We start from the raw sequence: 13,754 nt of genomic DNA on the forward strand, positions 1-13,754 counted from the left end.
CATTTTCAGGAATTATTGCCGCGGGTGAAGCGCTTCAGGCAGTTCAAGCACGAAATGTCGGGACAACCCGCAGCCAGGGCTGCTCGGAAGGCTGCAAAGGGCTCAGAGTTCCAGACGGCCATCGGGTCGCCCGTCAGGCAGGAGCCGAAAACCCGGCGGCGCGGGTCGTCCAGGGTGGTCGGCAGGTTGAGATGGACGCAGGGGGCCATGTTGCCTTCAGCGTCGATGAACACGTTGCGTTCGGCGTCTTCGAAACAGCTCCCCGTGGGCGCGGGTTCCGGCAGGGAAAAGTGAAAATCGAGGCCGAGGCTCCGCGCCTGTGCGGCGGCGGCTTCGAGCGCACCGCGCGCTTCGACAACCTTATCCCGCTCTTCCGGGTCGAAGCACTCTCCGCGCCAGCCCGGAACGAGGCTACCGTCCAGGATGCTGACCACCGTGGCGTGGACGCCCAGTTCCTGCATCAGGCCCGGCAGGCGGCCGATGTCGCCGATACGGCTGGCCAGGAGCAGGTAGGCGATGTGGATTTCCAGATGCACGCCGCCCCTCCCTCGCCGCACCTCCTGCAGGACCCGGATTGATTCCAGCACCCTCTCGAAAGGCGTCCCGGCGCGGAGGCTGTCGTTGGTCCCGCCAGTTGTTCCGGCCAGGGAGAAGGCGATGACATCGAGCCCGCTTTCGACCAGCGCTTCGGCCAGGTCCCGAGTCATGCGCCGGCCCGACGTGGTGGTAGAGACGCTGCAGCCCGCCTCGCGCGCCTCGGCGACCATGTCCAGAAAATCCGGATGCTCCAACGGCTCCCCCCACCCTTGCAGGTGCACCCGCCCGGACTCACGGAACAGGGGCCGGAGCCGGGAGAAGGTGCCGGGCTGCATATGGCGGGACTTCCAGTGTTCCCCCTGGGCCGTGCGCGGGCAATAACCGCACCTGTTCGGGCAGACAGACGTCACCTCGACCTGCGCCACGCCCACAAGCCGCCTGCGCAGGCCCAGGGCGTCCTTCAGCCCGGCCCAGAACCCGACCCGGTCGGCCGGGGCCGCTGCGGCCGTGCCGCCTTCCGGGCCGCCCGCCCTCTGCATTCCGATGATTTCCTTCCTGGATACCGCCATACGCCCCCTTCACTCCGCCGCCGCGGCAATCGGAACCTTACAGCCCCCGATAGCGCTGCATGCCCATGACCCGGTGGAAATCCTCGAACCGCGGGGTCTGCACGGCGCCCTTCTTTTCGGCCCAGCCCAGCTCACTGAAACGCGAGCCCTGGATCTGGACGAGGACCCGCGTGCCGCCGGGACCCAGGACCAGGGTTTCGTAGGCGCGGACCACTTCCCCCAGCGTCGCCGTTCCCACGGCGGCCGTAAGCCGCTGCAGCCCGTCGAAAGCGGCGTTGCCCAGGCGCAGGTCCGTCTCGTACCAGCCGAATTCCTCGTCCAGGGTGTCCGGGGTCTTGGTCAGGGAAGCCAGCACGCCCTGGCGCACGCTCTCGAACTCGCTCTCGCTCACACCGCGCAGCTGCGTCAGGGCCTTGAAGTAGAAGGACTCGAAGCGGTCCGCCAGGTCGGCGGTGCCGGCCACGGGGCTCTGCACGCCGAAGCCGATGCCCGCCCCGTGGGCGAACATGACCGGGAAGCTCGTGGCCACGTAGCCGAGCTGCTCCTCGGTGCGCAGCCTGCTGTAGAACCGCGTGGACAGCAGGCCCTCGAGCAGGAGCAAGCGCGACCTGGACTCGGGGCCCACGGCCGGGTCGAGGAACATTTCGACCAGGGCGCTGTCCTCCAGCACGCTGTCCCGCCGGTAGTCGGCCACGACGCCCTGCGCGGGCAGGATGCGCGCGGCCTCGGCCGGCTTGCCGGCTTCCGGCCCGATGAAGGGCGCGACGGAGTCCGCCATGGCCAGCACATCACCCTGCGTGACGTTGCCGAAGCCGAAGACCGTGAAGCGCAGGTCGCGGCGCACGGCGGCCATGTAGGTCTTCAGATCGTCAAGGGTCACGCCCCTGACCGCCCCCTCCACTGCCCTGTGGTCCCAGGACGGGACCTTGAGGAGCCCGCGCATGGCGCCCATGGCCTGGCCGAAGGGCCCCTGCTTCTCCATGTTGGCCAGGCTTCTGAGCTGTTCGGCCCTGGCCAGTTCGAAATCTTCGGCCGTGACCTCCTGGTTCAGGAAACCGAGCACGCGGGGCAGCAGGTCGGCCTGATGCTGGCTGAAGCCTTCGATGCGGATGACGATGCCCTCGTCGCCGGAAAGCGAAAGTCCCAGCCCCGCCTCCTGGGCCTGGTAGCGCAGGCCGGCCTGCTTCTGGCCCCAGAGTTCCAGGAGCACGCCCTGCATGGCCGTCTGCTCCAGGGTACTGGCGATGTGCGCCGACTGCAGCCTGGCCATGAGGATGGCCCGGGGCTCGCGCCGGAACTGCGACAGGCCCTGCCAAACCGTCAGCCCGGGCCTGTCGGCCAGCTTGCGGGGGCCCTTGCCGCCGTCGCGCAGCACCAGGGAGAAATCGTCGGGAACGAAGGGGTTGAGGTCCGGCAGGGCCAGTTTCACGCCGTGCCCAAGCTCCGCCCAACGCGCCGTGTCGGCCGCGGCGACGGGGCGCACGCTGTAGGGCGTCTGATAAAAGAAGGCCTCCCGGTCCGTCGGCTGGTCCGGTCCCACATGAAAGATGCGGGAGTTGGCCGGCGTGAGCATCCCCACCAGTTCCCCGACCGCCGCGGCGTCATAGGAGTCCAGCCTGTAGGGCCCGTAATTGACGTCCTCCACCGGGTGGCGGAGCATGACTCCCGCGGCCTCGGCCACGTAGTCGAAGCCGCTGGTCAGGGGCGCGAAGCGGAACTCCATGGACATCATGTTCCCCAGCTGTTCGACGTACTCCTGCCCGATGCCCCTGGACCGCAGCATGTCGAGATAGGCGAAGACCGTGGCCAGAATCTCGTCGCGCCGCCGGTCGCCTTCCTCCGTCAGCTGCAGGAAGAGGGACATTGTCACGCCGTTGCGCAGGGACGTCGAGTCCCCGCCGGCGGAAAGCCCCAGGACGAGACCTCGGCCGCGCAGGTTCGCCACCAGGGAATTGTCCGTCTCGGTGCCGAGCACCGCGGCCGCGACCTGCAGGGGCTTGGTGGACGGGTCGTCGAACTTTTTGGGAAGCACGAACTCGATGGTCATGCTGCGGGTTTCGCGCACGGGACGCACGCCGAAGATCACGCCGCGCTCGCCGTCCGTGACCGGCGGGACCGAGGGCTCGCGCACCTGCGCCCCCCGGTCGGGGATGACGGCCAGCTCGGCCCGGGCCAGACGCTCCAGTTCGTCCAGGCTCTGGGGCCCGTAAAGCACGCCCTTCATCAGGTTGGCCGAGTACCAGGTGTGGTGGAAGCGCACCAGTTCGTCGTGCAGGCGGCTGCCCGGCTTGTCGGACAGGGTTTCGAGGTTGCCGCCTGTGAAGCGCGTGGCCGGGTGGGCCGGGTTGAGAGTCGAAAGGGTCAGCATGGCCAGCCTGCGGCCGTCGCTGTGCTTCTTGGACTCCATCTCGGCGTTGACGGCGTTTCGTTCCTTGTCGGCGTAGACCGGGTCGAGCCTGGGCCTGGCCAGGGTGTCGGCCATGCGGCGCAGGGCCTCGGGGAAGGCTGGGGTGTCGACCTCCATCATGTAAGTCGTGGAGGTGTAGCCCGTGGCCGCGTTGGTCTGTCCGCCGTTTCTGGTGATGAAGGACTGGTACTCCTCGGCCCCGGGATAGGACTCGGAGCCCAGGAAGAGCATGTGTTCCAGGTAATGGGCCAGGCCCGGCTGGGAGTCGGGGTCGTCGAGGCTGCCCACGGGCAGGGCCAGGGCGGCGGCGGCCTTGGAGGCCCGTTCGTCGTGCACCAGCAGGACCGTGAGGCCCGTGTCCAGGGTCAGGGCCCTGTAGGCGCGGTAATCGGTGTCGGAGACGCGCACCTGGGCCGCCAGGGCCTGGGTCGCGACGAGCAGAAAGAGAATGACAAAGCGGATTATGGGCATGGCTGCACCTCGGGTGGTCGTGTGTAGAATGGGCGTCGCCGCCTCGCGCGACGAGCCCGGGCGGCGAAAGGTTACGGTAAAACCGTTCGGGAGCGCGTCAAGGCCTAGTCCGAAAAGGCAAGGCGCGCTCCGAGCCCGGCCAGGAGGCCTCCACCCAGTCGTTTGAGCCAGGCCGCGGCCCGGCCGGTTCCGGCCAGGCGGCGGTGCACGGCTCCGGCAGCGACGGCCACGAACAGGCACCACAGGGTGCCCGTGGCGACGAAGGTCAGGCCGAGAACCAGGAAGGCCAGTCCCGGATGGGCGGCGCCGGGGGCGATGAATTGCGGTATGAGGGCCAGGAAGAAGAGGGCCACCTTGGGGTTCAGGACGTTGGTCACCACGCCTTGGAGATAGACCCGGCCCAGGGTCTGGCTCGCGGCGGGGATCCTGCCGGGCCCTTCGGGCCTGGACAGCAGCATGGCCAGGCCGAGCCAGACCAGATAGACGGCTCCGGCCCATTTGACGAGCTGGTAGGCCGTGGCCGAGGCTGCGACGATGGCCGTCAGCCCCGCGGCGCCGAGCAGGGTGTGGACGACGGCCCCGCTGCCGATCCCCAGGGCCGAGACGATGCCCGCCCCGCGCCCCTGGGAGACGCTGCGGCCGAGGATGTAGAGGGTGTCCGGACCGGGGTAGAGGTTCAGCGTCACGGCCGTGAGCAGGAAGAGCGGATAGTGGATGATGTCGAACATGGTTTCCCCCTGCCGAAGAAGGCTTGCCCCGGGGCGGGCCTGCGTGTAGCCCGTGCCCATGAACGCCTTCCTCAAGCTCCTGAAAGATTCCCCCAGCGGCCCGGTCTTCAACCCCTGGCACCAGTGCGACCCGCAGCACGACGCCTCGAACCGGTCGCCCGCCATCCGTCGAGAGCAACTCGCGTCCTATCTCGGAGAGCGCCGAAAGGCCACCATCATTCTCCTGGCCGAGGCCCTGGGCTACCAGGGCGGCCACTTCACGGGCATCGCCATGACCTCCGAGCGCCTGCTGCTGGGCCATCTGCGCCACAAGGGACTGGGCCCGGAGATGGTCTTCGAGGCCGCGCCGCGCCGCACCAGCCGCGAGGACGTCCGCCCGGACGGCTTCACGGAACCCACCGCCACCATCGTCTGGGGAGCCATGCACGAACTGGGCGTGGACCCGCGGGAGGTCATCCTGTGGAACGCCTTCCCCTGGCACCCCTACAAGCCGGGCATGGGGCTCCTGAGCAACCGCACGCCTTCGGAAGACGAGGTGCTGCTGGGCAGGCCCGTGCTCCTGGCCCTGAAGTCCTTCGTCCCCCAGGCCGAAATCCTGGCCGTGGGACAGAAGTCGGCGGCGCTGCTGGCGAACATGGGCATCATTGCCCCGGCCTTGCGGCACCCGGCCAACGGCGGGGCCGGCCAGTTCCGGGAGCAGTTCGCCCGCATCGTGAAAAAAAGGCGCCGCTGAACGCCGCGCGTTGACACGGCCCCTCGTCCTCGGGATATGTTGCGGAAAAGATCAACCCGGAGGCGAACATGAAATACCAAAGCCCATACTCTCCCGACTTCAGCAAACGCGACCCCCTGCCCGGCGTGGCCGACGAATTCCCCGGCCGCTGGTCCCCGCGCTCCTTCGTCAAGACCGCCATCCCGGCCGAGGATTTGGCCGTCATCTTCGACGCGGCCCGCTGGGCGCCCTCGGCATACAACGAACAGCCCTGGCGCATCCTGACCTCCACCCCCGAGACCTTCGACACGTTCCTGGGCCTTCTGGTCGACGCCAACCAGAAATGGGCGAAAAACGTCTCCCTCATCGGGTTCATGGTGGCCAGGAAGAACTTCACCCACAACGGCAAGCCCAGCTCCACGGCCGTGTTCGACTGCGGCTCGGCCTGGATGTCCCTGACCATGCAGGCCCGCAAACTCGGCCTCTACACCCACGGCATGGCCGGCATCAGAAAGGACGCCATTTACGAGACCTTCGGCATCGACCGCGAGGAATACGAGGTCGTGGCCGGCTTCACCATCGGCATCCTGGATCTGAAGGAGAAACTCGACAAGCCCTACGTCGACTGGGAAGGGCCGTCGCCGCGCAAACCCCTGTCGGAGGTCTGGAAGCAGGGAGCCTGGTAAAAGGACGGGCCGCGCTCCACGAGGAACGCGGCCCTTTTCGCGTGCAGGGACGGCCGTCAGGCCCCGAAGATCTTCTTGCGGAACATGAAGAAGGCCGCGCCCAGGATGCACAGGCCGGCCCAGACGTAGTCCATGCTGGGCTTCTCCTTCATGTAGATGATGGAAAAGGGGATGAAGACCGACAGGGCGATGCACTCCTGCAGGATCTTGAGCTGGCCGACGTTCATGACCTGGTGCCCGATGCGGTTGGCCGGGACCTGCAGCAGGTACTCCAGCAGCGCGATGCCCCAGCTGGCGAAGGCCGCGATGACCCACGGCGTGTGGGACAGGTTGCGCAGGTGCCCGTACCAGGCGAAGGTCATGAAGATGTTGCTCAGGGACAGCAGAATGATGGTGGTCAGATAGAAACGCATGGCGCCCGCCTCGGCCCGGACCGGGCCGTAATCGTGGAAGAAATGGATGCGGCTGGATGTAGCAGGGCCCCGGGAAAAAACAAGGCGTCCGCCCAAAAAATAAACTCTTTTATTCCGAGAAGCTACATCAACCCTTCGGCCATTCTGTACGCCGTCTCACGACCTCCGCAGAAAAATGGACTCGTCGAGCCTCCCGAACGGATCGAAGGCAGCCTTGCGTGCGAAGTGAACGGCCAGGAAGGCCGAGACCGTGGCCGCCGTGAAGATCGCGATCATGATCATGATCTGGTAGCCGATGGCCACTGCCGGGGACGAACCGCCCAGGATCTGGCCGGTCATCATGCCCGGCAGGGAGACGATGCCCATGGTCGCCACGGTGCCCAGCTGCGGACCCACGGCCGCGCGCAGGGCGCTGCGCAGGAAGGGCCGCACGGCCTCGGCCTCGCTGGCCCCCAGGGTCAGGTACTGGATGTGCATGTCGCTGTTCGCCCGTAGGTCCGAGAAGAAGCGGTCCAGAGCCACCACGTTGCTGCGCAGGATGTTGCCGAGCACCATGCCCATGAGCGGCACGAGATAGCGGGCCGAACCCAGGGTGGCGGGGTCGAAGACCAGCAGAAACCCGGCCAGGGTCAGGGCTGACGTCAGCAGGTGGGCCGGCAGGACCGCCCGCAGGCACCTGCGCCACGACAGGCCGCTCTGGCGCAGGATGGAGCCCGTGGCCATGACGATCATGACCAGCACCCAGGCCACGTTGAGGGCCAGCATGTCCAGGCGGAAGACCCATTCCAGGTACACGGCCACCAGCCCGAGCTGCACGGCCATGCGCAGCATGGACACGATCAGGTCGCGGGTCAGCCTGAGCTGCAGGTGGCGGAAGATGGCCACCGGAAAAACGAGCATGACGGAGAAGATGATCAGGGCCGGAATGGAAATGGCCATGGTTTCGCTCATGGGAGCCTCCGGAGCTTTCCGGCCTCGAGGGCGATCTCGGCGAAGCCGAAATCGAGCCACTGCCGGTTGTGGGTCACGGCCAGGACGGTGCGCGCAGTGTCGGCGGCGAAATAGCGGACCACGGCCTCCAGGGACTCCTGGTCCAGGCTGGAGGTGACCTCGTCCAGCAGGCAGAAGGACCGCTCCAGCTGCAGGCCCTGGATGATGGTCAGACGCTGCTGCTCACCTCCCGACAACCGCCCGTAGGGGATCGTGCGCAGGGCGGGGTCCAGGCCCATGGCCTCCATGAGGCGGTCCTGCATGGCCCGGTCCGCGCGGCGGGCGCGGTGGGCGGCGAAGGTGAAGGGAAGGTCCAGGTACTGCCCGGCCGACCCGTCGAAGGGCAGCGGCTTCTGCCCGATGTATAGAAAGCGGGCGCGATGGGCGGCCTGGTCCGCGGCGGTCACCGTGCGGCCGTCCCAGAGCACCTCGCCCTCGTCCGCGGGCTCGAACAGCAGGGCGACCTTGAGGATGGTCGATTTTCCCGCCCCGGACGGTCCCGTCAGCACCAGATGTTCCCCCGGGGCCACGGCCAGGCCGACCCGGTCCAGGATGACCCGCCCGCCCCGGCGCACGGTCACATCGCGAAGTTCCAGCATGTTCTCTCCATGAAATGACGAATCGATGACCCAACATTGCAGGCACGCTGCGGAATATCAAGGCCGGGATCTCCCGCCCTGCCACAGCGTCATGCCCGCCTGCGACATACCCCCTACGCCTTCCCCTCCAGCAATTCCAGCAGCACCGAGCCCAGCGTGGGACCGTCGTGATCGGCGTGGCCGTAGCGCACCCGGGCCACGGGCTTGCCTATGCGCAGCACGCGCGAGATGTCGATGGGCGTGCCCGAGACCACGGCGTCGCAGGGCACGGCGGCGATGGTCGCCTCCAGGTCGCGGATCTGCCCCGGGCCGTATCCCATGGCCGGCAGCACGGGGCCGATGCCCGGATGCGCGGCGAAGGTCGCGCCCAGACTGCCGGCGAGCCAGGGCCTGGGGTCCACCAGCTCGGCCGCCCCGCATTGCCGCGCGGCCAGGAAGCCCGCCCCGTGAGGCATGCCGCCGTGGGTCAGGGTCGGGCCGTCCTCGACCACCAGGACGCGACGCCCCCGGATGAGCTCCGGGCGGTCCACGGTCAGGGGCGAACTGGCCAGGACGATGCGCGCCCCCGGGTTGCAGGCCCGGATGTTCGCGCGCACGGCCTCGACCTGGTCCGGCCGGGCCGTGTCGACCTTGTTGATGACGGCCACGTCGCACATGCGCATGTTCGTCTCGCCGGGGTGGTAGAGTAGTTCGTGCCCGGCGCGGTGCGGGTCGAAGACCGTGACGTGCAGGGCGGGCCTGTAGAACGGCGTGTCGTTGTTGCCGCCGTCCCAGACGAGGACGTCCGCCTCGGCCTCGGCCTGCGCCAGAATCCTGGCGTAATCCACCCCGGCGTAGACCACCACGCCCATGTCCAGGATGGGTTCGTACTCCTCCCGCTCCTCGATGGTGCAGCGATGAAGGTCCAGATCGGCGTGGGAGGCGAAACGCTGCACGGTCTGGGCCCGCAGGTCGCCGTAGGGCATGGGGTGGCGCACGATGACCACCCGGCGCCCATCCGCCTGGAGCACGCGGGCGATCTCGCGGCTGACCTGCGACTTGCCGCAGCCCGTGCGCACGGCGCACACGGCCACCACCGGTTTGGCCGTCGGCAGCATGGTGTAGGTGGCCCCGGCGATCATGAAGTCCGCACCCGCTGCCGTGACCAGGGAGGCCTTGTGCATGACCTCGTTGTGGGTGATGTCGGAATAGGAAAAGACCACGAGGTCGACGGCGAGCGCCCTGATGAGGCGCGCGAGTTCCGTGTCGGCGAAGACCGGGATGCCCTCGGGGTACATGTCCCCGGCCAGCTCCGGTGGGTAGACGCGGCCGTCGATGTCCGGAATCTGCGTGGCCGTGAAGCAGACCACGCGGTAGCGCGGGTTGCCGCGGAAATAGATGTTGAAGTTGTGGAAATCACGGCCGGCCGCGCCCATGATGATGACCTTTTCGACCATGGCAACCTCCATGCCCAGCTCTGTCCGACAAAATGGAAATTAAATATGAATACTGGAAATATAACGTTCCAAATAGGGTATCGCGTCGGCACCCTCTATTTTCAAGCCATTATCATCAAAATGGAAATAAATAATTCCAGACGGACGCAGGGTCGAGTATCACGCCGCGGTCGGTTCCGACGGGAAAGCGACCACGCCCCCCCGCAAACCCTTGCCGTTTCTGCATTGACCGTTTTTCCGTCCGGCTTTGCCTGCTTCCTCGCGTTGTGGTAAGCTTTTTGCCATGAGTCCCGCATCGTTCCCTTCAACCCAGGCACAAGACGCAGCGCAAGGAGCTCGAACATGATCGTCGGCGTTCTCAAGGAAATCAAGACGCAGGAAAACCGGGTCTGCATGACCCCGGCCGGTGTGGAAGTCATGACGCAGCACGGGCACACCGTGCTCGTGGAAAAGGCGGCCGGCGTCGGCAGCGGATTCGGCGACGCGGACTACGAGGCCGCAGGGGCGAAAATCGTCGCCGCCCCGGCGGACATCTACGGCCAGTCCGACATGGTCATGCACGTCAAGGAGCCCCAGCCCTCCGAATACGGCCTGGTCCGCCCCGGCCAGATCGTCTTCACCTATTTCCACTTTGCGGCCGACGAGCAGCTGACCCGCGAGTTCATGAAGACCGGCTCCGTGGCCATCGCCTACGAGACCGTCACCGGCCCCCAGGGCGGCCTGCCGCTGCTGACCCCCATGAGCGAGGTGGCAGGACGCATGGCCGCCCAGGAAGCCGCCAAGTACAACGAACGCGTCCACGGCGGACGCGGCATCCTGCTCGGCGGCGTGACCGGCGTGGCCCCGGCCAAGGTCCTGGTCCTCGGCGGCGGCATCGTCGGCACCAACGCGGCCATGATGGCCGCGGGCCTGGGCGCGCGCGTCTACATCCTGGACATGAATCTCGACCGCCTGCGCTACCTCTCGGAGATCATGCCCAAAAACGTCACGCCACTCATGAGTTCGCCCGCCAAAATCCGCGAGCTGGCCAAGGAGGCCGACGCCATCATCGGCGCGGTGCTGGTGGTCGGCGCCAAGGCGCCCAAGCTCGTCACCCGCGAGATGTTCAAGGACATGAAGCCCGGCTGCGTGCTCGTGGACGTGGCCATCGACCAGGGCGGCTGCTTCGAGACCTCCAGACCCACCACGCACACGGACCCCATCTACGAGGTGGACGGCATCATCCATTACTGCGTGGCCAACATGCCCGGCGCCGTGCCGATCACCTCGACCATGGCCCTGACCAACGCCACCCTGCCCTACGCCCTGCAGATCGCGAACAAGGGCTGGCAGGCCGCCTGCAAGGAAAACCCGGGGCTCAAGAACGGCCTGAACATGGTCGGCGACAGGATCACCTTCAAGGGCGTGGCCGACGCCTTCGGCCTGCCCTACACGCCGGCCGACTCCTGCCTCTAGCCACGGAAGAAACCCACGTTTCGAAAGGCCGCTCCTCACCGGGGGCGGCCTTTTTCCTTGCGCGCGCCGCGCTTGTCCCTCGACGAAGCCCCGCCGTTGGCGGTATGGACGGGACACGGACGCCGCCGAACCCTTTGCTCCCGGCAGTCCCAAACCATGACAAGGAGGCTCCCATGCGCCTCGCCCTGCTTTGCGTCATTCTCCTGCTCTCCATGCCGGTCCTGGCCGCGCAGGAGGTGGAGATCATCGAACTCCGCCACCGCACGGTCGAGGACGTCCTGCCCGTCCTGGAACCCCTCGTCGAGCCGGGCGGGGCGCTGTCGGGCATGAACGGGCATCTCATCGTGCGCACCTCGCCCGGCAACCTGCAGGAGCTGCGGAAGGTGCTGTCCGTCATCGACCGGCCCGCCCGTCAGCTGCTCATCCGCGTCAGCCAGACCCGGGAGACGAGCGGCGCGACGAGGTCCCTGGGCGTGGCCGGCGCTGTCGAGGTCGGCGACGACGTCCGCGTCGTCGCGCCGGGAGGACGCATGCCCGGCGGAACCGGGGTGGAGGTGCGCAGCGGCGGATCGGCTGCCGGGGTGTACGGGCAGGACGTCCGGCGCAGCGCGTCGAGCGGCGCGGACCAGTTCGTGCGGGTCATGGATGGGGGCGAAGCCTTCATCAGGGTCGGCCGGTACCTGGCCGTGCCCTTCCGCCGCGTAGAGATGCGGCCGGGCGGCGTCAGGGCCAGCCAGGGCGTGGTCTACGTCGACATCGGGCAGGGCTTCTCCGCCGTGCCCCGCCTGTCTGGCGACCGCGTGACCATCGAGATCAGCCCTCAATTCGACAGCCTTACAGGCCGCGGCCGCGACGTGGAGACCCAGAGCCTGTCGACGACGGTCACGGGGCGGCTGGGAGAATGGATCGAGCTCGGCGGCGGAGCCAGCCGGACGGACGAGAGCACTGGAAGCGCCACGGGCACCGCGACGCAGGAAACGCGCGACACCCGCAGCGTCTGGCTGCTGGTCGAGGAGGTACGCTGAACCGGGGGCTTCTCACCCCTGCAGCGGAATCTGCAGTTCGACCTGATTGTCCGCACTGCCCTCGTCGATCCACTCCAGATAAACCTCGCGGCCGATGGGCTGCAGCGCCTCGCCCCTCTGCAGGGCCAGAGGCGTGAACGCGCTCCAGGCCGGCCCGATCCCCTTCATGGCCCCGCGGTACACGGTGCTCAGGCATTCGTGGGCGGCGACCTCCGCGCACGCGAAGGCCCCCTGGCCGCGGCAGGCGTCCACAGGGAAACCGACCTTCATGGTGAACGCCCTGTCGGGAGAGCCGTCGCACCCCTCGTAGGTGAAGACGCAGGGGCCGGTCACGGCCATGCCCCGGCTCTCGGCCTCGGCCAGGAGCATGGGGATGATCTTTTCGGCGTAGGCCGGGACATCGGGGATAGTCAGGGTCGTGACGGCCTCGATGGCCGTGGATGCCGGGATGCGCTTGCGCTCGATCTGCATGAGACCTCCTTGGGGGTCGGTGGTTCCGGGTTCAGTCAAAGGCGGCCACGATGGCGTCGAGCTGCCCCGCGATGCGCGCGGCGACGTCCGCGGTCTGGTCCGGCCGCAACGGCAGCAGGGCGGCAAAACCGGGCCTCATGGGCGGCGGGCCGCACTCGCCGCTGCAGCCCAGACCCATGGCGTGGACGACGAGGTCCGCCAGATGCAGGACGCCGGGCAGCATGGGATTCGCCGCCTTGAGGGGGTCGTGGTGAAAGCCTGCGGCCTGGCTCAGGGACCTGGGCATGTCCCAGCCTTCCAGAAGATGTCGGCCCATGGTTCCGTGATCCACGCCGAAGAAGAGGACTTCCTCGTCCAGGAGCGGGCGGCCATGCCTGAGCCCGCTGTTGATGCAGTACCGGGAGCGCTCCGGGAAGGCCGTGAAGAAGTACAGCCGCCCGATGTCGTGAAGCAGGCCCGCGACAAAGGCCTGCTCCGGCTCCACCGCCTGCGTGACTTCGGCCAGGGCCTTGCTGGCCAGGGCGCAGGCCAGGCAGTGTTCGAGGAAGGTGCGCATGTCGACCACGGACGCAGGGATGACGCCGAACTGCTCGACCATCAACAGGCTCGAAGCCAGCATGCCCACCTCTTTCAGGCCGACGATGGTCACGGCCCTGGAGACGGTCTCGACCTTGCCGTGGCTGCCGTAAAGCGGGGAATTGACCAGACGCAGCAGGCGCGCCGTGAGCCCCGGACTCTGCCCGATGACGGACACGATTTTCTGGCTGGAGGGCTCGGGGGCGCCAAGCTCCCTGTTCAGCTGGAAGGCCACGGCCGAGAGCTGCGGCGGTTCGAAGCTGTCCAGGCAGAAGGTCGGCAGTTCCTCGGAGGACGGGGAGTCCGCCACGGGCTTCCTGCATTCGCGCAGCAGCGCCGGCAGCCCCTTCTCCATGCGCTGCGCCTCGGCCTCGACGCGCAGCCCGAGCAGGACGGGCCCGGGGGGAATGGTCATGTCGTGGCCGGCATAGTACTTGCGCGCCCGCTCCGTGGCCTTGGCCAGCAGCGCGGGATTGAGGGGCGTCTCCTCCCCGACGACGGTCACGGCCGAGACGCCGCGCTGACGCAAGGCCGCGATGGCGCTCCCCGTCAGGATCGAGCCCCGCGGGTAAAGGACTCGTCCCGTACCGTCCGTGATATCCGCCGCCAGAGTCTCGCCAGGCGCGGCGCGATCGATGGGCTTCTTCATGCCGTCCCCTCCATGCCGAAACAACGAATC

13 protein-coding genes are annotated in these 13,754 nt (G+C 67.7%); 4 read left to right on the forward strand and 9 right to left on the reverse strand.

All coding sequences use genetic code 11. The features are described from left to right. Window positions 1–5: 5 nt before the first annotated feature. The 3 genes from ACZ5AC_RS15185 to ACZ5AC_RS15195 form a co-directional block, all read right to left on the reverse strand. Window positions 6–1,106 (reverse strand): radical SAM protein, encoded by a 1,101-nt coding sequence (locus ACZ5AC_RS15185; protein WP_464248413.1) that lies wholly within the window; start codon window positions 1,104–1,106, stop codon window positions 6–8. Between the two features lie 37 nt (window positions 1,107–1,143). Continuing rightward, window positions 1,144–3,984 (reverse strand): insulinase family protein, encoded by a 2,841-nt coding sequence (locus ACZ5AC_RS15190; protein ID WP_464248414.1) that lies wholly within the window; start codon window positions 3,982–3,984, stop codon window positions 1,144–1,146. A gap of 104 nt (window positions 3,985–4,088) precedes the next feature. Continuing rightward, window positions 4,089–4,772 (reverse strand): LysE family translocator, encoded by a 684-nt coding sequence (locus ACZ5AC_RS15195; protein WP_464248415.1) that lies wholly within the window; start codon window positions 4,770–4,772, stop codon window positions 4,089–4,091. Here ACZ5AC_RS15195 and ACZ5AC_RS15200 point away from each other — a divergent pair. Further along, window positions 4,771–5,445: a uracil-DNA glycosylase gene (locus tag ACZ5AC_RS15200; protein ID WP_464248416.1), complete on the forward strand. Its 675-nt coding sequence runs from the start codon at window positions 4,771–4,773 to the stop codon at window positions 5,443–5,445. The genes ACZ5AC_RS15195 and ACZ5AC_RS15200 overlap by 2 nt on opposite strands. Window positions 5,446–5,513: 68 nt before the next feature. Beyond that, on the forward strand, window positions 5,514–6,110 hold the full coding sequence (locus ACZ5AC_RS15205) for a nitroreductase family protein (RefSeq protein WP_464248417.1): 597 nt from the start codon (window positions 5,514–5,516) through the stop codon (window positions 6,108–6,110). A gap of 56 nt (window positions 6,111–6,166) precedes the next feature. On the opposite strand, the gene ACZ5AC_RS15210 is transcribed toward ACZ5AC_RS15205, so the two are convergent. From ACZ5AC_RS15210 to ACZ5AC_RS15225, 4 genes are all read right to left on the reverse strand, one after another. Continuing rightward, entirely contained in the window at window positions 6,167–6,523 is a 357-nt protein-coding gene (locus tag ACZ5AC_RS15210; RefSeq protein ID WP_028576284.1) for a DMT family protein, read from the reverse strand. Between the two features lie 156 nt (window positions 6,524–6,679). Next, a complete protein-coding gene (locus tag ACZ5AC_RS15215; RefSeq protein WP_464248418.1) occupies window positions 6,680–7,474 on the reverse strand; it encodes an ABC transporter permease in 795 nt (264 codons plus the stop codon). Then, complete coding sequence (locus tag ACZ5AC_RS15220) at window positions 7,471–8,112, reverse strand: ABC transporter ATP-binding protein (protein ID WP_464248419.1); 642 nt, start codon at window positions 8,110–8,112, stop codon at window positions 7,471–7,473. The genes ACZ5AC_RS15215 and ACZ5AC_RS15220 overlap by 4 nt, the downstream gene beginning before the upstream one ends. A gap of 113 nt (window positions 8,113–8,225) precedes the next feature. Beyond that, the gene (locus tag ACZ5AC_RS15225; RefSeq protein WP_464248420.1) at window positions 8,226–9,548 is read right to left on the reverse strand and encodes a cyclic 2,3-diphosphoglycerate synthase; all 1,323 of its coding nucleotides are present in this window, start codon (window positions 9,546–9,548) and stop codon (window positions 8,226–8,228) included. Window positions 9,549–9,890: 342 nt separating this feature from the next. Between ACZ5AC_RS15225 and ald the strand changes: the two genes are divergently transcribed. After that, complete coding sequence (gene ald / locus ACZ5AC_RS15230) at window positions 9,891–11,003, forward strand: alanine dehydrogenase (RefSeq protein WP_464248421.1); 1,113 nt, start codon at window positions 9,891–9,893, stop codon at window positions 11,001–11,003. Between the two features lie 173 nt (window positions 11,004–11,176). Next, the gene (locus ACZ5AC_RS15235; RefSeq protein WP_464248422.1) at window positions 11,177–12,028 is read left to right on the forward strand and encodes a secretin N-terminal domain-containing protein; all 852 of its coding nucleotides are present in this window, start codon (window positions 11,177–11,179) and stop codon (window positions 12,026–12,028) included. A gap of 12 nt (window positions 12,029–12,040) precedes the next feature. On the opposite strand, the gene ACZ5AC_RS15240 is transcribed toward ACZ5AC_RS15235, so the two are convergent. After that, complete coding sequence (locus ACZ5AC_RS15240) at window positions 12,041–12,499, reverse strand: GyrI-like domain-containing protein (RefSeq protein WP_464248423.1); 459 nt, start codon at window positions 12,497–12,499, stop codon at window positions 12,041–12,043. Between the two features lie 31 nt (window positions 12,500–12,530). Then, window positions 12,531–13,724, reverse strand: coding sequence for an HDOD domain-containing protein (locus ACZ5AC_RS15245; RefSeq protein WP_464248424.1), 1,194 nt, complete (start codon window positions 13,722–13,724; stop codon window positions 12,531–12,533). Window positions 13,725–13,754: the final 30 nt, after the last annotated feature.

Source organism: Desulfomicrobium aestuarii (assembly GCF_055385525.1).

Coding starts and splice junctions, on each gene's coding strand:
- ACZ5AC_RS15185 (WP_464248413.1), bottom strand. CDS start 1,106: ATGGCGGTATCCAGGAAGGAAATCATCGGAATGCAGAGGGCGGGCGGC.
- ACZ5AC_RS15190 (WP_464248414.1), bottom strand. CDS start 3,984: ATGCCCATAATCCGCTTTGTCATTCTCTTTCTGCTCGTCGCGACCCAG.
- ACZ5AC_RS15200 (WP_464248416.1), top strand. CDS start 4,771: ATGAACGCCTTCCTCAAGCTCCTGAAAGATTCCCCCAGCGGCCCGGTC.
- ACZ5AC_RS15195 (WP_464248415.1), bottom strand. CDS start 4,772: ATGGGCACGGGCTACACGCAGGCCCGCCCCGGGGCAAGCCTTCTTCGG.
- ACZ5AC_RS15205 (WP_464248417.1), top strand. CDS start 5,514: ATGAAATACCAAAGCCCATACTCTCCCGACTTCAGCAAACGCGACCCC.
- ACZ5AC_RS15210 (WP_028576284.1), bottom strand. CDS start 6,523: ATGCGTTTCTATCTGACCACCATCATTCTGCTGTCCCTGAGCAACATC.
- ACZ5AC_RS15215 (WP_464248418.1), bottom strand. CDS start 7,474: ATGAGCGAAACCATGGCCATTTCCATTCCGGCCCTGATCATCTTCTCC.
- ACZ5AC_RS15220 (WP_464248419.1), bottom strand. CDS start 8,112: ATGCTGGAACTTCGCGATGTGACCGTGCGCCGGGGCGGGCGGGTCATC.
- ACZ5AC_RS15225 (WP_464248420.1), bottom strand. CDS start 9,548: ATGGTCGAAAAGGTCATCATCATGGGCGCGGCCGGCCGTGATTTCCAC.
- ald (WP_464248421.1), top strand. CDS start 9,891: ATGATCGTCGGCGTTCTCAAGGAAATCAAGACGCAGGAAAACCGGGTC.
- ACZ5AC_RS15235 (WP_464248422.1), top strand. CDS start 11,177: ATGCGCCTCGCCCTGCTTTGCGTCATTCTCCTGCTCTCCATGCCGGTC.
- ACZ5AC_RS15240 (WP_464248423.1), bottom strand. CDS start 12,499: ATGCAGATCGAGCGCAAGCGCATCCCGGCATCCACGGCCATCGAGGCC.
- ACZ5AC_RS15245 (WP_464248424.1), bottom strand. CDS start 13,724: ATGAAGAAGCCCATCGATCGCGCCGCGCCTGGCGAGACTCTGGCGGCG.